The 22,936-nt window shown below is 75.0% G+C and carries 22 protein-coding genes and 1 pseudogene; 7 read left to right on the plus strand and 16 right to left on the minus strand.

Features of this window, described 5'->3' with window-relative positions:
* Positions 1–2,331, plus strand: a complete 2,331-nt coding sequence (locus ACFOVU_RS22190; protein WP_378536665.1) for a transglutaminaseTgpA domain-containing protein — start codon at positions 1–3, stop codon at positions 2,329–2,331.
* Positions 2,332–2,450: 119 nt separating this feature from the next.
* Here the strand turns inward: ACFOVU_RS22190 and ACFOVU_RS22195 are convergent, their stop codons facing one another.
* Positions 2,451–2,849, minus strand: coding sequence for a DUF3040 domain-containing protein (locus tag ACFOVU_RS22195; RefSeq protein ID WP_378536667.1), 399 nt, complete (start codon positions 2,847–2,849; stop codon positions 2,451–2,453).
* Positions 2,850–3,207: 358 nt separating this feature from the next.
* Positions 3,208–4,479 carry a DNA polymerase IV gene (locus tag ACFOVU_RS22200; protein ID WP_378536668.1) on the minus strand — a complete coding sequence of 424 codons (1,272 nt, stop codon included), beginning with the start codon at positions 4,477–4,479 and terminating at the stop codon, positions 3,208–3,210.
* A 115-nt stretch (positions 4,480–4,594) separates the two neighbouring features.
* Between ACFOVU_RS22200 and ACFOVU_RS22205 the strand changes: the two genes are divergently transcribed.
* Complete coding sequence (locus ACFOVU_RS22205; RefSeq protein ID WP_378536670.1) at positions 4,595–5,023, plus strand: protein-tyrosine phosphatase family protein; 429 nt, start codon at positions 4,595–4,597, stop codon at positions 5,021–5,023.
* Between the two features lie 23 nt (positions 5,024–5,046).
* Here ACFOVU_RS22205 and ACFOVU_RS22210 read toward each other — a convergent pair whose 3' ends face one another.
* From ACFOVU_RS22210 to aroC, 6 genes are all read right to left on the minus strand, one after another.
* The gene (locus ACFOVU_RS22210) at positions 5,047–5,838 is read right to left on the minus strand and encodes a methyltransferase (RefSeq protein ID WP_378536671.1); all 792 of its coding nucleotides are present in this window, start codon (positions 5,836–5,838) and stop codon (positions 5,047–5,049) included.
* A gap of 57 nt (positions 5,839–5,895) precedes the next feature.
* On the minus strand, positions 5,896–6,309 hold the full coding sequence (gene nusB / locus ACFOVU_RS22215) for a transcription antitermination factor NusB (protein ID WP_378536673.1): 414 nt from the start codon (positions 6,307–6,309) through the stop codon (positions 5,896–5,898).
* A 40-nt stretch (positions 6,310–6,349) separates the two neighbouring features.
* Positions 6,350–6,916, minus strand: a complete 567-nt coding sequence (gene efp / locus ACFOVU_RS22220) for an elongation factor P (protein WP_378536675.1) — start codon at positions 6,914–6,916, stop codon at positions 6,350–6,352.
* A 129-nt stretch (positions 6,917–7,045) separates the two neighbouring features.
* Positions 7,046–8,140: a 3-dehydroquinate synthase gene (aroB, locus tag ACFOVU_RS22225; RefSeq protein WP_378536676.1), complete on the minus strand. Its 1,095-nt coding sequence runs from the start codon at positions 8,138–8,140 to the stop codon at positions 7,046–7,048.
* On the minus strand, positions 8,137–8,661 hold the full coding sequence (locus tag ACFOVU_RS22230; RefSeq protein WP_378536678.1) for a shikimate kinase: 525 nt from the start codon (positions 8,659–8,661) through the stop codon (positions 8,137–8,139). Before ACFOVU_RS22230 ends, aroB begins: the two co-directional genes overlap by 4 nt.
* Before the next feature lie 49 nt (positions 8,662–8,710).
* On the minus strand, positions 8,711–9,889 hold the full coding sequence (aroC, locus tag ACFOVU_RS22235; protein ID WP_378536679.1) for a chorismate synthase: 1,179 nt from the start codon (positions 9,887–9,889) through the stop codon (positions 8,711–8,713).
* 208 nt (positions 9,890–10,097) lie between these two features.
* On the opposite strand from aroC, the pseudogene ACFOVU_RS22240 reads away from it, so the two are divergent.
* Positions 10,098–10,499 (plus strand): annotated as a pseudogene (locus ACFOVU_RS22240) (DedA family protein); the annotation flags it as partial.
* Between the two features lie 126 nt (positions 10,500–10,625).
* Here ACFOVU_RS22240 and ACFOVU_RS22245 read toward each other — a convergent pair.
* Together ACFOVU_RS22245 and ACFOVU_RS22250 are read right to left on the minus strand one after the other, a co-directional pair.
* A complete protein-coding gene (locus ACFOVU_RS22245; protein WP_378536680.1) occupies positions 10,626–11,468 on the minus strand; it encodes a prepilin peptidase in 843 nt (280 codons plus the stop codon).
* Between the two features lie 51 nt (positions 11,469–11,519).
* Positions 11,520–12,224 carry an SseB family protein gene (locus tag ACFOVU_RS22250; protein WP_378536681.1) on the minus strand — a complete coding sequence of 235 codons (705 nt, stop codon included), beginning with the start codon at positions 12,222–12,224 and terminating at the stop codon, positions 11,520–11,522.
* 269 nt (positions 12,225–12,493) lie between these two features.
* Here ACFOVU_RS22250 and ACFOVU_RS22255 point away from each other — a divergent pair, with 269 nt between their 5' ends.
* From ACFOVU_RS22255 to ACFOVU_RS22270, 4 genes are all read left to right on the plus strand, one after another.
* Entirely contained in the window at positions 12,494–13,036 is a 543-nt protein-coding gene (locus ACFOVU_RS22255) for a YceI family protein (RefSeq protein WP_378536683.1), read from the plus strand.
* Between the two features lie 145 nt (positions 13,037–13,181).
* A complete protein-coding gene (locus tag ACFOVU_RS22260) occupies positions 13,182–13,496 on the plus strand; it encodes a DUF2470 domain-containing protein (protein WP_378536684.1) in 315 nt (104 codons plus the stop codon).
* 195 nt (positions 13,497–13,691) lie between these two features.
* The gene (locus ACFOVU_RS22265) at positions 13,692–16,367 is read left to right on the plus strand and encodes a protein kinase domain-containing protein (protein ID WP_378536686.1); all 2,676 of its coding nucleotides are present in this window, start codon (positions 13,692–13,694) and stop codon (positions 16,365–16,367) included.
* 416 nt (positions 16,368–16,783) lie between these two features.
* Positions 16,784–17,695 (plus strand): aldose 1-epimerase family protein, encoded by a 912-nt coding sequence (locus tag ACFOVU_RS22270; protein WP_378536688.1) that lies wholly within the window; start codon positions 16,784–16,786, stop codon positions 17,693–17,695.
* Between the two features lie 91 nt (positions 17,696–17,786).
* Here ACFOVU_RS22270 and ACFOVU_RS22275 read toward each other — a convergent pair whose 3' ends face one another.
* The 6 genes from ACFOVU_RS22275 to ACFOVU_RS22300 form a co-directional block, all read right to left on the minus strand.
* On the minus strand, positions 17,787–18,410 hold the full coding sequence (locus ACFOVU_RS22275) for a nucleotidyltransferase family protein (RefSeq protein ID WP_378536690.1): 624 nt from the start codon (positions 18,408–18,410) through the stop codon (positions 17,787–17,789).
* Positions 18,411–18,596: 186 nt separating this feature from the next.
* On the minus strand, positions 18,597–19,742 hold the full coding sequence (locus ACFOVU_RS22280; protein ID WP_378536692.1) for an XdhC family protein: 1,146 nt from the start codon (positions 19,740–19,742) through the stop codon (positions 18,597–18,599).
* 563 nt (positions 19,743–20,305) lie between these two features.
* The gene (locus ACFOVU_RS22285; protein WP_378536693.1) at positions 20,306–20,428 is read right to left on the minus strand and encodes a hypothetical protein; all 123 of its coding nucleotides are present in this window, start codon (positions 20,426–20,428) and stop codon (positions 20,306–20,308) included.
* A 137-nt stretch (positions 20,429–20,565) separates the two neighbouring features.
* A complete protein-coding gene (locus ACFOVU_RS22290) occupies positions 20,566–20,970 on the minus strand; it encodes a PH domain-containing protein (protein WP_378536787.1) in 405 nt (134 codons plus the stop codon).
* Between the two features lie 104 nt (positions 20,971–21,074).
* On the minus strand, positions 21,075–21,590 hold the full coding sequence (gene ribH, locus ACFOVU_RS22295) for a 6,7-dimethyl-8-ribityllumazine synthase (protein ID WP_378536695.1): 516 nt from the start codon (positions 21,588–21,590) through the stop codon (positions 21,075–21,077).
* A 34-nt stretch (positions 21,591–21,624) separates the two neighbouring features.
* The gene (locus ACFOVU_RS22300) at positions 21,625–22,917 is read right to left on the minus strand and encodes a bifunctional 3,4-dihydroxy-2-butanone-4-phosphate synthase/GTP cyclohydrolase II (protein WP_378536697.1); all 1,293 of its coding nucleotides are present in this window, start codon (positions 22,915–22,917) and stop codon (positions 21,625–21,627) included.
* Positions 22,918–22,936: the final 19 nt, after the last annotated feature.

A 22,936-nucleotide genomic window follows, 5' to 3' on the forward strand; every position in this document is an offset into this window, starting at 1 on the left:
ATGATCGCACGGACAGCGCTCACCGTCGCCGCCGCCCTGGCGGTCCTGCTGGCGCTGCCACTGCTGGCGCCGCTGTTCACCGGCGACGGCTGGTGGCATGCCTGCGTCCTGGTGGTGGGGCTGGTCGCGGCGGCCGGCGCGGGGCTGCGGGCGACCCGGCTGACCCCCGCGCTGCTCCCGCTGGCGCAGGCGCTGGCGGCCCTGGCCGCGCTGACCGCGGTGTTCACGCCCGAGTCCGCGCTAGGCGGGTTCCTGCCCACGCCCGCTTCGCTGGAGGCGCTGCTCGCGACCTTCGCCGAGGGGCGCGACATGATCGAGCTCACCCCGCCCCCGGTGGCCTCCGAGCCCGGCGTCAGCCTGGTCATCGCGGTCTGCATCGGCCTGGCCGCGATCATCGCCGACTTCTGCGCCGTGACCGCGCGCGCGGCCGCTCTGGTCGGCCTGCCCCTGTCGGGCCTGGTCGTGGTGCCGCTCGTGGTCGACGACGCCGGCGTGGGCTGGGGGGCGTTCTCCCTGGCCGCGGCCGGGTACGCACTGCTGCTCGGGGTCGACTCCTGGATCCGCGCATCGGGGTGGGGGGTCTACGCGCGCGCCGCCCACGAACCCGCCGCGCCGGTGGTGGGCGGACTGCGGCACGCGTTCGCCGGCGCCGGGGTCGCCGCCGCCGCCATCGTCCCCGCGCTGCTGCTCCCGGCCGCCCTGCCGGGGCTGACGTCCTCGGCGCTGCACGGGCTGGCCGACGCCACCCGGCTGGGCGGCGAGACCGTCACGACCACCCACCCCCTGGTGAGCCTGCGCCGCGACCTCGCCTCCACCGGCGACGGCCCGGTGCTGACCTACGAGACCTCCGCCGAGCGGCCCGAGTACCTGCGGATGTACGTGCTCGACGAGTTCGACGGCGTGAACTGGACGATGTCGCCGGTCGAGGCGTCGGGCGACACCATGGTCGGCGGCGACCCGCTGCCGGCCCCCGCCGGGCTCGCCGATCAGGACGCGGAGCGCGCCACGACCCGGATCGCCCTGGCGCCCGAGGCCTCCGTGGACTTCCTGCCGCTGCCCTACCCGGCGGCGGCGGTCGACATCGACGGCGACTGGTTCGCCGACCCCGAAAGCCTCATGGTCTTCACCACCACACCGCAGGACCCGGGGCTGGCCTACGAGGTGGAGAGCATCCTTCCCCGGCCCGACGCCGCCGCGCTGGAGGGCCGCACCGCACCCGCGGCTGGCGTCGACCGCCGCTACCTCGCGGTTCCCGAGAGCGTCGACCCGCGGGTGGCGGAACTGGCGGAGTCGATCACCGCCGGCTCCGCCTCCCCGCACGAACGCGCGGTGGCGCTCCAGAGCTGGTTCACCGGCGACGACCGCTTCGAGTACTCGCTGCGCCCGCCGCCGCTGCCCACCGGGTCGGACCCGCTGTCCTACTTCCTCTTCGACAGCCGGATCGGCTATTGCGAGCAGTTCGCCGCGGCCATGACGCTGATGGCCCGCCAGCTGGACATCCCCGCGCGGGTGGCCATCGGCTACACGTCGGGCACCTCCGCGGGCGAGGGCCGGTGGGAGGTGTCGGAATCCGACGCCCACGCTTGGCCGGAGCTGTACTTCCCGGGCGAGGGGTGGCTGCGCTTCGAGCCGACGCCGGCGTCGGACGGGGGCCAGGGCACCGCCACCGTCCCCCCGTACGCGCAGTCCGCACCGGAGCCCGAGGACGCCCCCTCCGCCGCCCCGGAGCCCGAGGCCCCCGAGCGGTCCGAGGCCGATGACGAGGCCGCCCCGTCCCAGGACGCGTCCGCGCCGCCCGAGGCCGCCGGCCCTGCCGACAGCGCGGAGGACGGCGCCGCGGGCACCGGCTGGGACGCCGTCGCCGCCTGGTGGCCGGTCCTGCCGGCCGCGGCGGCGGTCGCGCTGCTGGCGGCGGCGCCCGCGCTGGCCCGGATGCTGGTGCGGCGGGTGGCCCGGATACGCGCGGGCACGCCGCGGGCGCGGGCGGACGCCGCCTGGCGGGAGGTCCGCGACGACGCCCGCGACGCCGGGGTGGGGTGGAACCCCGCCGAGAGCCCGAGGGCGGCGGCGGCGCGGATCGCCGCCGAGCGCTCGCTGCCGGCCGAAGGCCGCGAGGCGCTGTGGCGAGTGGCGATGGCCCAGGAGAGCGCGTGCTACGCACCCGACCCCGCGGCGGTGCCGGAGTCGCTGGAAGAGGATGTGCGCGCGGTGCGCACGGCGCTGCGCGCGTCCCTGGGCCGTGCGGCGCTGCTGCGCGCGGTGCTGCTGCCGAGGTCGCTGCTGCCCCTGCACGCCACCCGGGAGGGGCCGGCGAGCCCGGAGCCCGCCTGAGGTTCAGCGGAATGGGAACGCGCCCCCGGGCTGAGCCCGGGGGCGCGTTGTGTTCGTGGTGACCGCCGGAGCGGGCGCCGGTGAAAGGCGCTCTGCGGAACGGTCGAAAAGAGCCCGGCCTAGCGGTCGTCGCCCTCCTGGCGGCGGCGCCAGCGCTCCTCGAAGCGGTTCATCAGGCCCTGGCGCTGCTGGCGGCGCTGCTTGGGCTCGGCGGGCGTCGCCGGGGCCGCGGCCTCTCCGCTGCCACCCACCACGCGCCGCCACGCGGACAGGCCCCACAGGAGGCATGCCAGCATGACGAGGAACCCGATGACACCGATCGCCACCTGCTGGAAGACCGCTCCGCCCATGAGCAGCGCGACACCAGCGACGAAGCCGATCGACGCCTTGATGATCCACCGCTTGTAGTGGACCGCCGGGTTCGTCTGACGCACGGTGTTGGCGAACTTCGGATCCTCGGCATACAGCGCCTGCTCGATCTGGTCGAGCATGCGCTGCTCGTGTTCAGAGAGCGGCACGACGCCTCCCAATGACAGTCCCCGGGTGGTGGGGTGACGGGTACTGAACAACGACTTGATGGTCAGTGATATGCCCAGAATACGGTGGCTTAGCGCCTACTGAAAAGAAAAGATGCGCATGTAGCTGACCCACATGGGTCACATTACCCTCACTGTCCGACCGAAACACCGGTTCACGCCCACTCCGGGGCCCCGCCGGGTTCATTCGACGTTTCATAGGTTCCGTCCAGACCATCCGCGACCGTTCAGGACCATCCCTCGGCCAAGGCCCGATGGGCGCGGCCGCCGCGCTCACCGTGCCCGCGAAGCCCTGCCCCGCACCGGTTACAACGCGCGACGGCGCCCTGAGGTTGCCGTACTATACGTCATCCTCGTCACGCTTGGCCAAAGCCGCGGGCAAGAGCGCCCCGGGGCCGAACCTGCGCGCCACGCGGTCCATCACCTGCTCGGCTTCCCGCCACCCGCTCTCGGGTTCGTCGAAGGCCATCTGGCGGTGCGCATCGGAGGCGGCGATCAGCCCTTCGACCCGCACCCCCACCAGCCGCAGGCGCACGCGCTCCAGCCCGGCCCCGGCGTAGAGGTCGCGGGCGGCGGCGTTGATCTCCCGCGCCACGTCGGTGGGCTCGGCCAGGGTGCGCGACCGCGTGATGGTGGTGAAGTCGGCCCGGCGCAGCTTCACGACCACGGTGCGGCCGGCCTGCTCGCCGGCGCGCAGGCGCCGCGCGACCTTCTCCGACAGCCGCAGCAGCTCGCGGTGGATCAGCTCGGGGTCGTCGACGTCGCGCGGGAACGTCTCCTCCGCGCCGACGCTCTTGTCGGGGGTCGTGGGCACGACGCGGCGGTCGTCGATCCCGCGGGACAGCGACGCCAGGCGGGCGCCCAGGGCCTGCCCGAACTCATGGCGCAGGGTCTCGGGGTCCACCGCGGCCACGTCGCCCACGGTGTGCAGGCCCAGCCGGGTCAGCGCCTGCTCGGTCTTGTCGCCGACCCCCCACAGGGCGCCCACGGGCAGCGGGCGCAGGAAGCCGTCGACCCGGTCGGTGGGCACCAGCAGCAGGCCGTCGGGTTTGCACTGCGTGGACGCGAGCTTGGCGATGAATTTGGTCGCGGCCACCCCGACCGAGCAGGTGAGCCGCTGCTCGGTGCGGACGCGCTCGCGGATCATCTCGGCGATGCGCACCGGGCCGCCCAGGCGCCGCCGCGCACCCGACACGTCGAGGAACGCCTCGTCGGACGACAGCGGCTCCACCTCGGGGGTGACGGACCGGAAGATGTCCATGACCGCCTCGGACACCCGCCGGTAGGCGGCGCCGTCGGGCGGGAAGACGACGGCGTCGGGGCACAGCCGCAGGGCGCGCACCATGGGCATCGCCGAGTGCACGCCGTAGCTGCGGGCGATGTAGTCGGCAGAGGAGACGACCCCGCGGGGGCCGGTCCCGCCCACGATGACGGGCTTGCCGCGCGCCTCGGGGTGTTCGAGCTGTTCGACGCTGGCGAAGAACGCGTCCATGTCGATGTGCAGGATGTGGCAGTCCGTGTCGCGGCCGGACGCGGCCTCCAGCGGCTCGATGCCGCCGGCACCGATCATCCCCCGCAGCGCGGTTCCCCGCTCAAGCTGGCGTCGACTCATGCGACCAGTCTGCCGTGCCCCGATGACCAGGGCGAATCCGCATGTCGGACCCTTGCGGGCGCCGGGTGCACGCCGCCGTGCGCCGACCCCTCCCCCATGGCGTTACGCTCTGCGGATGACCGCTTCCTGGGATCCCGCGGCGCCCGGTGTGCTGCGGCTGCCGTCGGGCCGGCTCGTGCGCGGACGGGGGCTGCGCCATCCGCTCCCCGGCCCCCCGCTGCCCGCGTTCGCGCTCTACCTGCTGGGCCACGAGCCGCCGCCGGTCTCCTGGGAATCGCACTGGGTGCGCTGGCCCGACTTCCGGCTGCCGGCGGACCGCGAGGGGGCCGCCCGGGCCCTCCGGGAGGCCTGGCGGCGCTCGGCGGCCGAGCGCGTGGAGGTCGCGTGCTCCGGCGGGCGCGGCCGGACCGGCACGGCGCTGGCCTGCCTCGCCGTGATCGACGGGGTGCCGGCGCGCGAGGCGGTGGCCTACGTGCGGGAGCACTACTCCCGGCACGCGGTCGAGACCCCGTGGCAGCGCCGCTACGTTTCGCGGTTCGCCTAGCCGCCGACCGGGGCGGGCACGGCCTAAGGGCGGCGCGCCACGACGTGCAGCTGGGTGGCGATGCCCGACAGCGCCGGGTGCACGGCCGCGGTCTTCTCCAGCTCCACCAGCCGGCTGCGGGCCTGGGGGTCGCCCTCGAAGACCCGGCCGGGCAGCAGGTCGGCGAAGACCCGCACACCCCGCACCTCGGGCCCGATCAGGCCGGCCTCCAAGACCAGCTCCACCAGGCGCTCGGCGGTGAACCGGCGCGGCATGGGGTCGCCCGCGCCCCACCGGCCCTCGGGGTCGGCGAGGAGGCGCTGGGCGTCGCCGACGTGGCCGGCCAGGGCGCGGTGCAGCGCCCCCGCCACGGCGTTGGCCGCCAGCAGGCTGACGGCGCCGCCCGGGCGGGTGGCCGCGACGGCGTCGGCGAGGGCGGCGGCGGGGTCGTCGACGTACTCCAGGACGTTGTGCACGAGCACCGCGTGGGCGTGTTCGGCGGGCAGCAGGTCGGCGAGGTCGCGGGTCTCCCCCTGGAGGGCGCGCACCCGCACGCCGGCCTCGGCGGCCCGGCGCTCCAGCGCGGCGAGCGAATCGGGGCTGGGGTCGACCACGGTGACGCTGTGCCCCAGCTCGGCGAGCGGCACCGCGGCTCCCCCGGTGCCGCCGCCGACGTCCACGATCTCCAGCGGGGAGTCGGACGCGTGGCCGAGGCCGGCCAGCAGGGTGCGCAGCGCCTCCCACACCACGGCGGTGCGGGCGGTGCTGGCCGCCCTCTGCGGCCCCGACGACACCAGGGCGCCGTCGGTGCCCGTGCCACCGGCCTTGTCAGTCACGGCGGGTTCCTCCCCCTCGCCCGTCGTCGCCGGGCCTCCTGCCGCTCGCGGCGGCCGCTACAGGGCCAGCTCGGCCTTGTTCTCCATGAGCCGCGACAGCAGTCCGTTGATGAACGCCGGGGACTCGTCGGTCGACAGCTCCTTGGCGACGGCCACCGCCTCGGCGATCGCCACGCCGTCGGGGATGTCGTCGGCCCACAGCAGCTCATAGGCGCCCATGCGCAGGACGTTGCGGTCGACGACCGGCATGCGCTCCAGGGTCCAGCCGATGGCGTACTCGCCCAGGAGCGCGTCGATGCGGTCGCGGCGTTCGTCGACGGCGGCGGCGAGCTGCTCGGTGAACTCGTTGATGGGCGGCTCGGTCTGCGCCCGGCGGCGGTCGATGACGGCGGCCACCGTGGTGTTGCGCAGCTCGGCCTCATAGAGCACCTCGACCGCGCGTCTGCGGGCCTTGCGCCGTGCTCCGCTCACTGTGTCTCTCGCTTGCTTCCGAGGCGGTCGTATCGCAGGATCATGCGTTGACGCGGCCGAGGTAGTCGCCGGTGCGGGTGTCGACCTTGACGCGCTCGCCGGTGGTGATGAACAGCGGGACCTGGATCTCGGCGCCGGTCTGGAGGGTGGCGGGCTTGGTGCCGCCGGTGGAGCGGTCGCCCTGCACGCCGGGGTCGGTCTGGGAGATCACGAGCTCGACGGCGGCGGGGAGCTCGACGTAGAGCGGGTTGCCCTCGTTGACCGCGACCGTGACCTTGGCCTCCTCCAGCAGGTAGTTGGCGTTGTCGCCGACCACCGCGGCACTGACGGGCAGCTGCTCGTAGTCCTGGGTGTCCATGAAGATGTAGGAGTCGCCGTCGAAGTAGAGGTACTGCATCTCGCGGCGGTCGACGTTGGCGAACTCGACCTTGGCGCCGGCGTTGAACGTCTTGTCGACGACCTTGCCCGAGGTGACGTTCTTCAGCTTGGTCCGGACGAACGCGCCGCCCTTGCCGGGCTTGACGTGCTGGAACTCCACGACGTTCCAGAGTTCACCGCCGTCGAGCTTCAGGGTCGTGCCGTTCTTGAGGTCGTTCGTCGTGGCCACGTCGGTCGTCTCTCCCAGGGGTCAGGCGAAGTCGAAGGGGGATGTGCCCCCGCCGGCTGCGTCGACCCTCGGCGGGGACGCGGATGGGTGCCGGCACTGTTCGGTGTTCTCCGCCAGTCTAGTGGCTTCTCACGGTGCGGGGGTTCCGCCGCTCACAGCCGCGTAGGCGGAATCCAGGAGCGCGTCGCCGGGGCCGGCCAGGATGGCGGGCTCACCGATGCGGTCGAGCACCACGAACCGCAGGGTGGCGCCCCGCGCCTTCTTGTCGACGCGCATGGCCGCCTTGAGCTGCGGCCACGCCTCGGCCGCGTAGGTGGTGGGCAGGCCCACGGAGGCGAGCAGGGAGCGGTGGCGCGCGACGGTCGCGGCGTCGATGCGGCCGTCGAGCCGGGCGAGCTCAGCGGCGAACACCATGCCGATGGACACCGCGTACCCGTGCCGGAACGTGTAGTTCTCGGCCCGTTCGACGGCGTGGCCCAGGGTGTGGCCGTAGTTGAGGATCTCCCGGCGGTGGCTCTCGCGCAGGTCGGCGGAGACGACCTCGGCCTTCACGGCGATGGCGCGCTCGATCAGCTCGCGGGTGTGCCGGCCCTCGGGCCGGGTCGCGCCGTCGGGGTCGTCCTCGATCAGGTCCAGGATCACCGGGTCGGCGATGAAGCCCGCCTTGACGATCTCGGCCAGGCCCCCGATGTAGTCGGCGGTGGGCAGGGTGGGCAGGGTGGCGAGGTCGCACAGCACGCCGGCGGGCGGGCTGAAGGCGCCGACGAGGTTCTTGCCCTCGGCGGTGTTGATGCCGGTCTTGCCGCCCACGGCGGCGTCGACCATGGCCAGCAGCGTGGTGGGCACCAGGACCCCGCGGACCCCGCGCAGCCAGGTGGCGGCGATGAACCCGGCGAGGTCGGTGGTGGCGCCGCCGCCCACGCCCACGATGGCGTCGCTGCGGGTGAACCCGGCCTGGCCCAGCCGCGCCCACAGCCCGGCGGCGACGGCGGCGTCCTTGGCGGCCTCGCCGTCGGGCACCGCCATGGTGTGCACGGTGTACCCGGCGGCCTTGAGCGCCCCGGCAACGGGGTGGACGATCGCGCCCAGCCCCTCAGGGTGGACGACGGCGACCTGCTCGGCGCGGTCCCCCACGAGCGAGGGAAGCTCGGCGAGCACCCCGCTGCCCACGACGACGTGGTAGTCCTCCCCCGCCGCCCCGACCGCGATGCGCGTGGCGGTCACCGGGCGCCGCCCTGGTGCTGCGGGAGGGTCGCGATGATCGCGTCGACGACCTCCTCGGGGCCGCGCCCGCTGGTGGAGACCGTGGTGGCGGCCAGGGACTCGTAGACGGGCAGCCGCTCGTCGAGGAGTTTGCGCAGGCGGGCGCGCGGGTTGCCGGCGAGCAGCGGGCGGGCCTGGTCGAAGCCGACCCGCTTGGCGGCGTCGGCGAACTCCACCTGAAGGTAGACGACGTGCAGGCCCCGCAGGTCGGCCTGAGTGTCGTGGTCGAGCACGGCGCCCCCGCCCACGGCGACGACGCCGGGCCATCCGGCCAGCGCCTCGGCGACGACCTCGCGCTCCAGCGCCCGGAAGGCGGCTTCGCCGTCCTCGATGAAGATGTCGCCGATGGGCTTGCCGGCGCGCGCCTCGATCTCGGTGTCGGTGCACATCAGGTCGGCACCCAGCCGGGCCGCCAGGGCCCGGCCCACCGTGGTCTTGCCGGCGCCGGGGGCGCCGATGAGCACCGCGATCGGTGTGCTCATCCGTTCCTCCTCCTGCCCCGCCGGGCCCTGCCGCGGGCCCGTTGCGGGGTCATCGAATGGTGAGAGCGTCGCGGTAGGCGCGCAGGTTGCGGCCGGTCTCCTCAAGGGAGTCGCCGCCGAACTTCTCGACGGCGGCCTCGGCCAGGACCAGCGCGACCATGGCCTCGGCCACGACCCCCGCCGCGGGGACCGCGGTGACGTCGCTGCGCTGGTGGTGGGCCTGCGCGGCCTCGCCGGTGGCGATGTCGACGGTGTCGAGGGCGCGCGGGACGGTCGCGATCGGCTTCATCGCGGCCCGGACGCGCAGCGGCTCGCCGGTGGTCATGCCGCCCTCGATGCCGCCCGCGCGGTTGCTGCGCCGGCGGACGCCGCCGGGACCGGGCTCGATCTCGTCGTGGGCGGCCGAACCGCGCCGGGCGGCGGTGCGGAAGCCGTCGCCGACCTCGACGCCCTTGATGGCCTGGATGCCCATGAGCGCGCCGGCGAGGCGGGAGTCGAGCCGGCGGTCCCAGTGGGTGTAGCCGCCCAGGCCGGGCGGGAGCCCGTAGGCGAGGACCTCGACCACGCCGCCCAGGGTGTCGCCGCTCTTCTTGGTGTCGTCGACCTCGGCGACCATGCGGGCGCTGGTTTCGGGGTCGGCGCAGCGCAGCGGGTCGGCGTCGATGCGCTCCAGGTCGCCGGGGCCGGGCAGGGTGCCCTCGGGGACCTCGATGGGGCCCATGGAGACCACGTGGCTGAGGATCTCCACGCCCAGGGCCTGGCGGCAGAAGGCGCGCGCGACCTCGCCGATGGCGACGCGCGCGGCGGTCTCGCGGGCGCTGGCGCGCTCCAGGACCGGGCGGGCCTCGGCGTGGCCGTACTTCTGCATGCCGACGAGGTCGGCGTGGCCGGGGCGGGGGCGGGTCAGGGGCTCGTTGCGCGCGACGCCGTCGAGCTCCTCGGCCGGGACGGGGTCGGGCGACATGACCTGTTCCCACTTGGGCCATTCGGTGTTGCCGACCTCGATGGCGATCGGGCCGCCCTGGGTGCGGCCGTGCCGGATGCCCCCGATGAGGGAGACCCGGTCCTGCTCGAATTTCATGCGGGCGCCCCGGCCGTACCCGGCGCGACGGCGGCGCAGTGCGGCGGCGATGTCGTCCGAGGTGACGGCGACGCCGGCCGGTAGGCCCTCCAAGATCGCGACGAGTGCCGGTCCGTGGGACTCCCCTGCGGTCAGCCAGCGCATCATGTCCTCGATCTTCCCATGGACCGGGTGGTCCCGGCACATCCGGGAGCGCCCCGGCCCGCCCCCGGACTTCCGGCGCCCGGAGCGTTTCCGTGTACGAGCGCGCCGCGCAGGCTGGACAATCTCGGGCATGACCTCTTTCACCGACGACCTCCTCGCCTCCCTCTCGGAGCTGCCGCCGTGGCTCGTGGCGGCGACCGTTGTGGTGTTCATGGCGCTGGAGACGACGGCGTTCATCGGGCTGTTCGCACCGGGCGACCCGGTGGTGCTGGTGGCCGGGGCCACGGTGACCGATCCGCAGGGCTTCGCGCGGGTGGCGGGGGCGACCCTGGCGGGGGCGCTCATCGGGGAGACCGCGGGGTACCTGATCGGGCGGTGGGCGGGGGTGCGGTTCCGGCTGAGCCGGATGGGGCGCTGGATCGGCGAGGAGCGGTGGCTGCGCGCGGAGGAGGTCCTGGCCCGGCCGCGGGGCGGGCTGGCGATCGTGGGATCGCGGTTCGTGGCGGTCGTGCACGCGATCGTGCCGGTGCTGGCGGGCACGGTGCGGATGCCCTACCGGCGCTTCATCGCGTGGGCGATGCTCGGCAGCACGCTCTGGGCCCTGCTGCACGTGGGGATCGGCGCCACGGTCCGCGCCGCCTACGGCACCGATTCCGGCGGCCTCGGCTCGGTGACGGCCGCGGTGCTGGTCGGCGGCGCGCTGCTCATGCTGATCGGGTGGGCGCCGCGCCGCCGGCCCTCACGGCAGGAGGGCGGCGGGGTCGCCGAACAGGACCACGACGAACGCGGCGCCGATCATGAACGGGCCGAGGGGGATCTGGGTCTTGCGGCCGGCGCGGCCCAGCGCCATGAGGGTCAGGCCGAAGGCGGCGGAGCACAGGAAGGTGAGGAAGGCGCCCGACACCACCCCGCCGAGCCCGCCCCAGCCCATGTAGAGGCCGAGTAGCCCGGCGAGCTTGACGTCGCCCCAGCCCATGCCCGCGGGGTAGATGAACCAGAGCAGCCAGTAGAACGCGGCGAGGGCGGCCATCCCGATGAGGGCGGTCACGAGGTTGGCGTAGGCGGGGCCGGTGGCGGGCTCGTAAGCGGGGGCGGGGGCGAAGGTGCCGTAGAGGACCAGCAGGACGGCAACGGGGTAGGACGGCAGGACCAGGACGTTGGGCAGCCGCTGGACGCGGGCGTCGATGACGGTGAGGACCACGCCGACGTAGAGGAGGAACAGCAGTGCCGGCACCCCGATGTCCGGCTCGACCGGGCGGGCGATGACGAGGGCGCCCGCGACGGCGAACACGATCGGGACCCCCCAGGCGACCGCCGCCGAGGGCCGGACCTCCTGGGCGCAGGCGGGGCAGCGTCCGTGCTTCCAGAACCCCGGGACCCGCGAGAGGCCGGGCAGCCAGCTGACGAACGGGATCTCGGCCCCGCAGTGCGGGCAGGTGGGCGGCGGAGGCGGCCCGTCGTCGCCGGGATCGGGGTCGTGCCGGGGGAAGAGGGGCACGAGCCTGCCGGCGGCCCTGCCGATGGGCACGCCGACACCGCCGAAGATCAGCGCCAGTACTGCGGCGAGGACGAAGTCGACCATGTGGACAACCCTTGCTGGATCGGGGGGCGCGCCGGGGCAGGGGCGGTGCGGTCAGGTGTCGCGCCGGGCGCGGACCACGGCGCTGAGTTCGACCCCGCCGGGCAGGACGGGCCCCAGCTCGTCGGCGAGCCGCTGGGCGACGCGGCGCAGGGACTGGTCGTCGCGGCGGTCGAGTTCGAGGCGGACCCCGATGTCGGCGCGGTCGGAGGCGTGGATGCGCACGCGCTGGATCCCGAACTCGGTGTGGGTGACGCGGTAGATGCGGGCGAGGACGTCGGGGTCGTCCTTGGGCTCGGGAACGGCGCCGTGCTCGGCGAGCGCGGCGAGGAAACGGCCCTGGACGGCGTAGGTGACCGGGCCGGCGACGTCGACGACGAGGGCGTCGGCGGCCTCGTCGACGGCGGCGCGGCAGGCGTCGACGGTGGTGAAGGGCACCGGGCGGGCGTCCTCGCGCCACCGCCGGACGCTGTCGACGCTGGTGAAGGCGAGGACGCCGCGGCGGCCGTCGGCCCCGGTGAGCACGGGGACGGCGACCTCGCTGTGCTTGTCGCGCTTGAGGCCGTCGATGCCGGTCTCGACCTCGGTGGGGACGGCGACGACGGGGACGAGCAGCCGTGAGGGGCCCAGGGCAGCGAGGACCTGCCGGTCGCCGGCGGCGCCCCGGGCATAGGCGGCGAGCCGTTCGGCGACCAGGGGGTCGGCGGAGCCGTCGTCGTCGCGGAAGCGCTGGGCGCCGAGGATGGTGGGGCCGGTCACGACGGGCTCAACGCTCCTGATCTTCTGCTCCGGCAGAACTCGGATTCCGCCCGAATCAACACCATCGTCATCATCGTGGACCAGCCTAACGGTGGGTGCGCGCGTGAGCTGGGGATGCGCCGCACAGGGATGGCGGATTCGCCGAAGGCGGAATAGGAACCTCTTGCAAAGAAGTTGTTTCTCCGTGAAGCTTTCATCCTTCCATGACCGCCATGTCACGGAACGTTACAGTTGGACCACCGCCCCATACGGGGACGATAGGGGGAATCATGCCTGAACAGCAGCTCGTGCCGGGCACCTGGCAGATCGACACCGCCCACTCGGAGGTCGGCTTCTCCGTGCGGCACATGATGGTCAGCCGGGTACGCGGCCGGTTCGAGAAGTTCGACGCGGTGCTCACGGTCGAGGAGGACCCGTTCGCATCCTCGGCGCGCGCCACGATCGACGCGACGTCCATCAACACCGACAACCAGCAGCGCGACGACCACGTGCGCTCCGCCGACTTCTTCGACGTCGCCGACCACCCGGAGTGGACGTTCGTCTCGACGGGTGCGCGCCAGGCGGGCGACGACTTCATCCTCGCCGGCGACCTCACCATCAAGGGCAATACCCGCCCGGTGGAGCTGAAGCTGGAGTTCAACGGCGTCACCAAGGACCCCTACGGCCTGACCCGCGCCGGGTTCCACGCCGAGACCGAGATCAGCCGCAAGGAGTTCGGGGTCGACATCGAGATGCCCATGGACGGCGGCGGCGTGGTCGTCGGCGACCGCATCAAGGTCGAGATCGACGCCGAGTTCACCCTCCAGGAGTAGCGGCCGGGACGAGCGTCACCGGCACGGGCGGGCCCCGCGGCGGGCGGGCGCGGCCTGCGGGCCCGCCTGCCGTAGGCTCGTCGGGCCACAGTGTCGCCCGGGTCCGCCCGCGCGTCCGTGCCCGTCGCTTCCCGGAAGGGGTCCCGTGCCGGCATCGCCGTTCCCGCCCGAGGTCGTCCGCGCGGTCACCGCGCACATGAACGACGACCACGCCGACGACACCCTGCTGATCTGCCGCGCGCTGGGCGGCCGGCCCGATGCGGAGTCGGCCCGGATGACCGGCCTCGACGGCGCGGGCGGCGACTACGTCGCCGTGGTCGGCGGCGCGGAGGTTCCCGTGCGCATCCCCTGGTCGGAGCCGCTGACCGAGCGCGCCCAGATCCGCCGCGAGGTCGTGCGGATGTACCGGGAGGCGTGCCGACGCTTGGGCTTGGCCCCGCGCGGCGAGACCGAGCACTGAGCGGCACCGGGCGCCCGCGCGAGCGGCGGGGCCGGCGGCCGTGCCGCACAGCGCCGAGGCGTGTCCCTTAGGGGAAATACCCGTGTCGCCCGCCCTGCGCGGGCGGGCGGGGCTCGCCTAGTCTGGAAGGCACGGCGCCCGCCCCCTGCGGGAACCGCCGACGGCCGCAAGACTGCGAAAGACACTGCCTCGACGATGGTCACACCCGAGCCCTCGGACCCCGCGTCTCCCACCCGCCGAGTCGAGCCCGCGCCCGCGACGGCCCGCCTCGACCCCGGTCGCGCGCGGACACGCTGGGCCACCCGCATCCTGCGGCCGGGCGCCGCCACCACCGTCACCGACACCCTGCCCGACGCCCCGGCCGGCGCCACCGCCCGGCTGCGCCGGCCCACCGCCTCGGGGGCGGCGCCCCCGCCGGCCGGCCCGGCCGCGCCGTCGTGGTGGCAGCGGGCGTTCGGGCCGCTCATCACCTGGTTCTCCCGGCTGATCGCGCGGGTGGTCGTGGGACCGGCGGGCGAGATCGACTACGCGATCCCCGCCGAGCTGCGCCGCTCCTACAACGTCCTCGGCTACATCGGCTCGGGCGGGGAGGCCGTGGTCTACCTCGCCGAGCCCGGCGGGACAACGCGCGGCGACAGCGGCGGCGGCCAGGGCGGCGGCACCGGCACGGGCCGGCGGATCGCGCTGAAGGTCTACCGGCCGGGCCACGACATCAACCGCGAGCTCCTCGACCGCCTGCGCGCCCGCGGCGAGGCCGACCCGCACACCCCCGCCATCCACGGCTACGGCACCGCCCGCAGCTCGTGGGGCGAGGACGTCGCGTGGGAGGCGCAGGAGTACTTCGCCCACGGGTCGCTGCGCTCGCTGATGGACGACGCGCCCCTCAGCCCCGATCGCGCCCGCGCGGTGGTCGAGGCGGTCGCCGCGTGCCTGCACCACTGGCAGGACTCCCTCCAGCACAACCACACCGACGTCAAACCCGAGAACCTGCTGGTGCGCAGCCTCGACCCGCCGGTGTTCGCGCTCACCGACTTCGGCGGCGCGGTCCGCGCCACCATGAGCCGCGTCTACGGCGGGCTGGCCATCACCGAGGACTACGCCGCCCCCGAAGTGGTAGAGGGCCGGCGCGAGGCGCCCGCCGCCTGGTGGTCGCTCGGCGTCATGGTGCACGAGATGATGACCGGGCGCCGACCCGAGCGGGGCGAGAACTGGCTCACGGCGCGCAGCACCGAGGTCGACGTCTCCGCCATCGCCGACGACGCCTGGCGGCTGCTGGCGCGCGGCCTGCTGACCCCGGCGCCCTCGGCCCGGTGGGGCCACGCCGAAGTGCGGCAGTGGCTGGCCGGCGAGCGGCCGAGCCTGGTCAAGGCGCGCTCCCACGCGCCCATCCGGTTCGCCGACGTCACCCACGAGGACGCGCCGAGCCTCGCGTTCGACCTGCTCGACCGCTCCGACAAGGGCGAGGTGTGGCTGCGCACCCACTGGCCGACCCTGCGCACCTGGCTCGACCGCGAGGTCAACGACTACACGTTCGACCGCGCCTACCTGACCGATCTCGACGCGCACCCCGAACGGGTGCACCTGGCCATCAGCGCGCTGGGGGCCAGGTTCGTGCCGGGGATGCCGCCGCGCTTCCGGGGCCACGAGGTCAGCGCCGACGGCGTCCTGGCGCTGGCGACGGGCGACCGAAGCCGGCACGGGGTGCTGCGCGAGGCCGTCGAGCTGGGGGCGCTGGGCCTCGCCGCCCGCCACTGGTGCGGCCACCCCGCCTGCCGCGCCGAGGGCGCGGGGCGGTGCGCGCTGCTGGAGCGGGTCCAGCACGAGGCGCCGCTGATCATGGCCGAGGTGCGCACCTCCGTGGACCGGATCGGCGCCGACGTGAGCGACGCCCGCGGCCTGCCCGCCCACGAGTGGGACTCCGCGTGGGCGCACGCCGTCGAACTGGTCCTGGACCCCGATGCGGCCGTGCGGACCCGGCGGACGCTGCGGGCGCAGTCGTGGCACCCGGCCCAGCGCAGCAGCGCGCCGCACGCCGGGTGGTGGCGCGAGCAGCGAACCGCGGGGCTGCGGGGGCGCGCGGGCGAGACCGCGGCCATCGCGGCGCTGGTCACCGCGACCCTGCTGCTGCCCGCGGCCACGCGGTCGGGGGCGGTGCAGCGCGACCGCGACCGCGCCGACAGCCGCGCGCGCCTGCAAGGCCGCTGGGACGCCGCCACCGGGGCGATCGGCGCGGGGTGGGCCCGCATACGCGGCCACGTCGCCGGCGCCGCCCACCGCGGTCCGGGAGCCGCCGGGCCCGGAACCGCCGGTCCGGGGGTTCCGCCCGCCTACGACCCCTACGCGCCTCCCGCCGGTACCCCGGAGGAACGGCGCCACCTGCGCCGCCGGCGCAGCGAGCAGAAGCGCGTCGACCGCGGCATGGCGCAGATCCAGCGCGCGATGGGCGCGGGTCGCTGCCGCAGGTTCGCCTACCCCGCCGGGCTGCTGGGCCTCCTCGACGGCCTCGGCCGCTGGCTGCGCGCCGACGGCTTCTTCCCCGAGATCACCACCCCATGGGTGTCGGCCTACGAGAGCGCGGTCGACTTCAGCCAGAGCCCCCCGGTATCGGCCCTGGCGGGCGCGGCCGACGCGGTGGTGAGCCTGCTCCCGGCCGACACCGGCCACGCGTGGTGGACCCCCGTCGTGCTGGGGGTGGTCCTCTACCTCCTGGGCCGGACGGCCGCCGGCCGCAAACGCAAGGCCCGCACCCAGCTGATCGCCTACCGCCTGGCGGTGGCGGGCTCGGTGGCGATGCTCCTGCTCCTGCTCAGCACCGGCTTCCTCACGGTCGCCGCGGGCATCCTGATCCCGCTCCACAACCTGATGGCGTAGTCCCCCGCCGGGGACCCTGTCTGCACGCCGGTGTTCATGACCGGCCACCAGTGGCGGCCTGAGTCCGGCGCACCAGCGGCGGCCCCGGCACCCGCACTGGCCGGCCCGGCCGCAACGCGCGGCGCCCACCCTCCCGGCAGCGTGACCGCCCGGCGGTGATCGGCTCGGGCGTCTCGTGGAGCCGTGACGGCGCATGGCCGACGTCACCGGCCCCCGATCCCCTCGTCCTCGCCGGGTGGCCGTCCGGCTCCAGGGCCGCACCCACCCGCAGAGCGGCAGGAGATCCCGGCAGGGATCCGCGGTCCCCGACGGTCGTGCCGTCTGCCCCCGCGTGCGCAGCGTGCATCGGGCGGCGCTCCGGAACCACGGCGGCTATGATCGCTCGGGATCACTCGCGATCGGGAAGACGGTGTGCTGTGGCCGATGTGATCGAACTGGCCGCCGGAGGGTACCGCGCGGTGGTCGGGCGGCATGGGGCCGGGCTGCTGCGGCTGGAATGGCGTGGGCATGACCTGGTGTGGCCCTGTGATGATCCCGCCGACCCCGTGGCGTTCCAGGGGCGGCTGCTGGCGCCCTGGCCCAACCGGGTCGCCGATGGCCGCTACGTGTTCGCCGGGGCCGAGCACTGCCTGACCGTCACCGAGCCGGAGCGTGCCACCGCTCTGCACGGCCTCGTGCACTCCGCAACGTGGCTGCCGGTGGAGACCGGTCCCGATCGCGTCCGGCTCGCGTTCACCCTCGACGGCGCCCCCGGCTACCCCTTCCGGCTGGAGCTCGCCGCGGACTACCGGCTCGACCCCGCCGAGGGGCTGCACGTGCACGTGGGGGCGCGCAACATCGGCGCCGCCGCCGCGCCCTACGGCACCGGCGCCCACCCCTACCTGCGGGTCGCGGGCGCGCTGGACGACGCCGTGCTGCGGCTGCCCGCCCGGTCGCGGCTGCCCGTGGACGGCCGCCTGCTGCCCGCCGGCGCCCCCGAGCCGGTCGAGGGCACCGAGCACGACTTCGGGAACGCCCGGCGCATCGGGGCCACCGTCTTCGACACCGCGTTCACCGGCCTGCGCCGCGACGCCGAGGGCCGGGCGTGGACCGTGCTGTCGGGCGGCGGCCGGTCGGTGGGTCTGTGGGCGGACGAGTCCTTCGGCTGGCTCCAGGTGTTCAGCGCCGACGGCCTGCCCGGCGGCCTGCACCGCAGCGGGCTGGCGGTGGAGCCCATGACCTGTCCGCCCAACGCCTTCGCGACGGGGACCGACCTGGCGGTGCTGGCGCCCGGCGCGGTGTCGGGCGCGCGGTTCGGGATCCGGGCGCTGGAGCCCGGCCGCGGCTGACCGGATCGCTCTTGCCGCCGCCCCGGCCGACTCCCCTGGCACCGCCTGAAAGGCCTGCCCCGGGCCGGCCCCCTCGCCGCGGCGGCGCCCCTCAGCTGCCCGCGCGCTCTCCGTTCACCATTTCGCGCAGCCGGGCGAGGTCCTCGGGGGTGTCGATGTCGTCGGGGCTGGCGATGTCGTCGCAGGCCACCGTGGTCACCAGGTGGGAGTAGGCGCGCAGGAACGGCCGGGCGCCGACGTCGCCCTCGGCGAGGGCGTGCACGCTGGGCCAGTGCTCGCGGCCCAGGAGCACCGGGTTGCGCAGGTTGCCGGCGTAGGTCGCCGCGGCGGCGCGGGCGCCGTCCTCGCGGTGGACGGCCAGCAGGCGGCGGACCGCGGCCGAGGTCACCAGCGGCTGGTCGGCGAGGGCCACGACGACCGCGTCGACGTCATCGGGCAGCGCATCCAGCCCGGCGCGCAGCGACGAGCCCATACCCGTGTTCCAGGAGGGGTTGTGGATGGAGTCGGCCCCGTCGACCACGACCTCGGCGGCGCCGGTCACGACGTAGATCGGTCCGCACCCGCCTTCCCGCAGGATGCGCACGCCGCGGTCGACCAGCCGCTCTCCCGCCAGTACGACGAGGGCCTTGGGACGGCCGAGCCTGCTGCCCTCCCCGGCCGCCAGCAGGAGGCCGGCGGGCGATTCGCCGGCCCCGCTGCGCTCGCGTGTCGTCATGACGCGATGATGTCACGGCCCCGCTGACCGCGTCGCCGGGCACAGTCCCGCATCTGCCATCGCATCGCTGAAAATCCCCCGTGGATGGGGCGATCCGGGCACCGTAGCGCCCACGCGCCCGGCTCCGCTGGCCGGATCCGGCCGCGCGGATGGCGGATGGCGGACGACGGGCGGCGGGCGGCGGCCTCAGTCGCGGCGCGCTCCGGCGGGGATGCGGGGGCGGGTCGCCGGGTCGGTGTGGATGCGCCCGTCGGTGGCGTGCAGAGGCCGGCCGCTGCCGCCCCAGCGGGTCTGGATCAGCTCAGCGGCGATGGAGACCGCGGTCTCCTCGGGGGTGCGTGCGCCCAGGTCGAGCCCGATGGGCGAGCGCAGCCGGGCCAGGCGCTCCTCGGGCACGCCGGCCTCGATCAGCCGCGCGATGCGGTCGTCGTGGGTGCGGCGGCTGCCCATCGCCCCGATGTAGCCGGCCGGGGTGCGCAGGGCGACCTCCAGCACCGGGACGTCGAACTTGGGGTCGTGGGTGAGGACGCAGATGGCGGTCCGCTCGTCGATCTGGCCCTCGATCTCGCGCAGGAACACGTGCGGCCACTTCACCACGACCTCGTCGGCCTGAGGGAAGCGCTTGGGCGTCGCGAACACCGGCCGGGCGTCGCAGACCGTCACCCGGTAGCCGAGGTAGGCGCCGATGTCGGCGACGGCGGCGGCGAAGTCGATGGCGCCGAAGACGAGCATGCGGGGGGCGGGCGCGAAGGACTGGACGAACACCTCCAGCTCGTCGCCGCGGCGCTGGCCGTCGGCGCCGTAGCGCAGGATGCCGGTGCTGCCCTGGGCGAGCATGCCGCGTGCGTCGTCGTCGACGGCGGCGTCGAGGCGGGCACCGCCCAGGCCGCCGTCGGCGCGGCCGGGCCAGATCACCCGGCGCGCGCCCAGCGGGCCGGGGCCGCCGACGATGGTGGCCACGGCCACCGGCCGGTGCCCGCTGATGGCGGCGAGGACGTCGCCCAGCTCGGGGTAGCGGGCCGGGTCGACCGGCTCCACGAGCACGTGCAGGGTGCCGCCGCAGGTCAGGCCGACGGCGAAGGCGTCGTCGTCGCTCACTCCGTAGGTCTCGCGGGCGGGGCGGCCGGAAGCGATGACCTCCTGGGCCAGCTCGTAGACCGCGCCCTCCACGCAGCCCCCCGATACGCTGCCCGCGACCTCGCCGGAGGCACCGACCGCCATCGCCGCCCCGGCGTCGCGGGGCGAGCTCTTGTAGGTGTCGACCACCGTGGCCAGGGCGAAGGTCTCGCCTGAGGCGTAGAAGTCGGCGACGGCGGAGCGGATATCACGCATGTGTTCCTCCTCGGGCCCGTCCGCCGATAACGGCGGCGGCGCCTCTCTCCGGTGCGTCCGGGGCGTAGGCGGACGCGGAATCGTCGAGGTGGGGCGGTGGTGGCTGCCCGCATCCCCGCGGTCGGTGTCGGTGGTTCGTGCTCAGGCCGCGCCTCGCGCGCAACGGTCCGGGCGGCGGGCGGCCGCGGCGGGCGGGCCGGCCGCGCCGCCGGGACGCCGGGCGTCCGCTCGCGCGGGCGTGCACGGTGCGGTGCACGTGCGGGCCGTGCCGGTGGCGGCTCTCATGGGCTCCCCCCGTTCGCTCCTCCCTGTCAGGCTATGTGCCTCAGGGGCCGGATGCGGAACCCTGATCCGCCCGGAATCCGCCCGGGAGGCCGTGTCCGGCCACGGGGCGCGGCGCAGCCCGAGGGGCCGGAACGCCGTGCGGCGCCCGGCCGGCGGGGTGCGCGGGGGAAATGGGGATCGGTCCGGGATATGGGGGGTGGACGGGGAGGTCGTGGACGAAGGTGGTGGAGGTGGGATTGGGGCGGCCGGGGCCGGCGCCGGCGTCGGGTGACCGGGGGTCAGATGACGACCAGTGAGAAGACCGCGAGCGCCACGACGACGGCCCAAAGGGCGACCGTGACCGCGCTGAGGCGCGCGTTGCGGTGCCGGGCCCTCTCCGGGGTCCTCGTTTCGATGTCCATACCCCTATGACGCAGCGGATCGGCCCGGAGTTCAAGTCGTTTTACCCCGTGATCACCCACCGTGATCAAGTCGGAAGGCGGAGCCGCGCCGCCGCGGGCCGCCCCCGGGCGGCCCGCGGCCGGGGAACGGGCCCCGGTCAGCGCGCGGGCTCGCGGCCTTCCCCCTGGGCGTGCAGCAGCCGCTGGAACTCCGCGAGCTGGGCCGTTGCCAGGTCGCCGTCGTTGCTCTGGATGCCCATGACCGCCAGGGTGGTGCCGTCGGAGAGGTCGATGGTGGGCCAGGGCTCGCCGGCCGGCATGCGGATGTCGACGATCTCGGCCCACTCCAGCACGTGGGTGCGGATGCTGTTGACCACGGTGACGCGGCCGGATGCGGCCACGAGCCGGGGCCGGGCGAGCAGGTGCAGCGCGCCGGCGCCGGCCAGGCCGAGCGCGGCCAGCCCCAGCCGGTCCGACAGCTGCCAGGTGGCCGGCAGGGCCGCGGCGAGGATCACCAGGGTGGCCACGACGATCACGGCCAGCCCGTAGGCGACCAGGCGCATGTTGCGGGGCCGCCAGGTCACCGGCAGCGGGGCGGCGGGTGCGCGCTCGGCGTCGTCGTCCACGGTGTTCCCATCCTTCAGGTCGTGCCGCCGCACGGGCTCCCTCATTCGTCCGGTCCCGCCTGCCCGGCGGGGCGGCGCTGCTCTGCGCCGCGCAGACCGCGCAGGACCAGCGCCGTGTCCAGGGCCGCCACAGCGGCCTCGTGCCCTTTGTCCTCCCGGCTGCCCGGGAGGCCGGCGCGATCGCGCGCCTGCTCCTGGGTATCACAGGTCAGGACGCCGTTGGCGACGGGGGTGTCCGTGCGCAGGGCCGCTTCGGCCAGCCCGTGGGTGACCGACTGGCACACGTAGTCGAAGTGCGGGGTGCCGCCGCGGATGACGGCGCCGAGGGCGATGACGGCGTCGTGGGTCCGGGCGAGCCGCTGGGCGACGACGGGGATCTCGATCGCCCCGGCCACGTGGACGACGGTGGGACCGGCCGCGCCGGCCTGTTCGACGGCGTCGAGGGCGCGGCGCAGCATCGGCTCGACGACCTCGGCGTTCCACCGGGTGGCGACGATCCCGACGGTGAGTCCGGCCGCTTCGGGCACCCGGTCTTCGGGGCGTCCGGTTCCGCTCATGGGGCAGGGTCCTTCACTGGTGTGCTGGTGCGGGTCAGTTGGCGGCCGCGATGCCGGGCAGGTCGTGGCCCATGCGGTCGCGCTTTGTCTGGAGGTAGCGCAGGTTGTCGGTGGTGACGACCGTGGGCATGGCGATGCGCTCGCTGACGGTCAGCCCGTGCCGGATGAGCCCCTCGGTCTTGCCGGGGTTGTTGCTGAGCAGCCGGACCGAGCGGACCCCGAGGTCGGTGAGGATCTGCGCGCCGGTGCCGAATTCACGGGCGTCGGCGGGCAGGCCGAGCTCCAGGTTGGCGTCGACGGTGTCGGCGCCGCCGTCCTGGAGGCGATAGGCGCGCAGCTTGTGCAGCAGGCCGATGCCGCGGCCCTCGTGGCCGCGCAGGTAGACGACGACCCCGCGGCCCTCCTCGGCGATGCGCTCCATGGCGGCGTCGAGCTGGGTCCCGCAGTCGCAGCGCTGGGAGCCGAAGGCGTCGCCGGTGAGGCATTCGGAGTGCAGCCGGGCGAGGACGCCGGTGCCGTCGCCGATGTCGCCGAGGACGAGGGCGACGTGCTCGGCCCCGTCGGCGGCGCGGTAGCCGACGGCCCGCCATTCGCCGTGGCGGTTGGGGATGCGGGTCTCCACGACCCGTTCGGCCAGGGCCGCGGGGGCGGGGTCGGCGGCGGCCCCGGTGTCGCGGAGGTGGCGGACGAGCTGCTCGACGGAGACCAGGCACAGGCCGTGCTCGTCGGCGAACTCGCGCAGCCGCGGCAGGCGGGCCATGGTGCCGTCGTCGTTGACCACCTCGGCGAGCACGCCCGCGGGGCGCAGGCCGGCGAGCCGGGCGAGGTCGATCGCGGCCTCGGTGTGGCCGCGGCGGGCCAGGACGCCGCCGGGGCGGGCGCGCAGCGGCAGGATGTGGCCGGGCCGGACGAAGTCGCCCGGGACGCTGCCGGTGTCGGCCAGCAGCCGGATGGTGCGGGCGCGGTCGGCGGCGGAGATCCCGGTGGTCACGCCGGTGCGGGCGTCGGTGGTGACGGTGTAGGCGGTGCGCATGCTCTCCTCGTTGACGGCGGTCATCAACGGGAGGTCGAGCCGGTCCAGGTCGGCACCGGTCATGGGGACGCAGACGACGCCGGAGGTGTGGCGGATGGTGAACGCGAGCAGTTCGGGCGTCGCGGCCTCGGCGGCGAAGATGATGTCGCCCTCGTTCTCGCGGTCGGCGTCGTCGACGACGACCACGGCGCGCCCGGCCGCGATGGCGGCGATGGCGTCGGTGATGTCGTCGAGCTCGACGGGCGCCGGGGAGCCGTCGCCCGTCGCCGTGGGCTGGGTGGCGCTGCTCGTCATGGTCTCTCCTTGCCGGGTG

The sequence above is a fragment of the Nocardiopsis sediminis genome (assembly GCF_042650565.1).
Taxonomy (GTDB): Bacteria; Actinomycetota; Actinomycetes; order Streptosporangiales; family Streptosporangiaceae; genus Nocardiopsis_B; species Nocardiopsis_B sediminis.

Bases quoted from the DNA above. Each gene is read 5' to 3' on its own strand.
- ACFOVU_RS22190 (WP_378536665.1), top strand. From the start codon at position 1: ATGATCGCACGGACAGCGCTCACCGTCGCCGCCGCCCTGGCGGTCCTG.
- ACFOVU_RS22200 (WP_378536668.1), bottom strand. From the start codon at position 4,479: ATGAGTCGACGCCAGCTTGAGCGGGGAACCGCGCTGCGGGGGATGATC.
- ACFOVU_RS22205 (WP_378536670.1), top strand. From the start codon at position 4,595: ATGACCGCTTCCTGGGATCCCGCGGCGCCCGGTGTGCTGCGGCTGCCG.
- ACFOVU_RS22230 (WP_378536678.1), bottom strand. From the start codon at position 8,661: ATGAGCACACCGATCGCGGTGCTCATCGGCGCCCCCGGCGCCGGCAAG.
- aroC (WP_378536679.1), bottom strand. From the start codon at position 9,889: ATGATGCGCTGGCTGACCGCAGGGGAGTCCCACGGACCGGCACTCGTC.
- ACFOVU_RS22245 (WP_378536680.1), bottom strand. From the start codon at position 11,468: ATGGTCGACTTCGTCCTCGCCGCAGTACTGGCGCTGATCTTCGGCGGT.
- ACFOVU_RS22255 (WP_378536683.1), top strand. From the start codon at position 12,494: ATGCCTGAACAGCAGCTCGTGCCGGGCACCTGGCAGATCGACACCGCC.
- ACFOVU_RS22265 (WP_378536686.1), top strand. From the start codon at position 13,692: ATGGTCACACCCGAGCCCTCGGACCCCGCGTCTCCCACCCGCCGAGTC.
- ACFOVU_RS22275 (WP_378536690.1), bottom strand. From the start codon at position 18,410: ATGACGACACGCGAGCGCAGCGGGGCCGGCGAATCGCCCGCCGGCCTC.
- ACFOVU_RS22280 (WP_378536692.1), bottom strand. From the start codon at position 19,742: ATGCGTGATATCCGCTCCGCCGTCGCCGACTTCTACGCCTCAGGCGAG.
- ACFOVU_RS22285 (WP_378536693.1), bottom strand. From the start codon at position 20,428: ATGGACATCGAAACGAGGACCCCGGAGAGGGCCCGGCACCGCAACGCG.
- ACFOVU_RS22290 (WP_378536787.1), bottom strand. From the start codon at position 20,970: ATGCGCCTGGTCGCCTACGGGCTGGCCGTGATCGTCGTGGCCACCCTG.
- ribH (WP_378536695.1), bottom strand. From the start codon at position 21,590: ATGAGCGGAACCGGACGCCCCGAAGACCGGGTGCCCGAAGCGGCCGGA.
- ACFOVU_RS22300 (WP_378536697.1), bottom strand. From the start codon at position 22,917: ATGACGAGCAGCGCCACCCAGCCCACGGCGACGGGCGACGGCTCCCCG.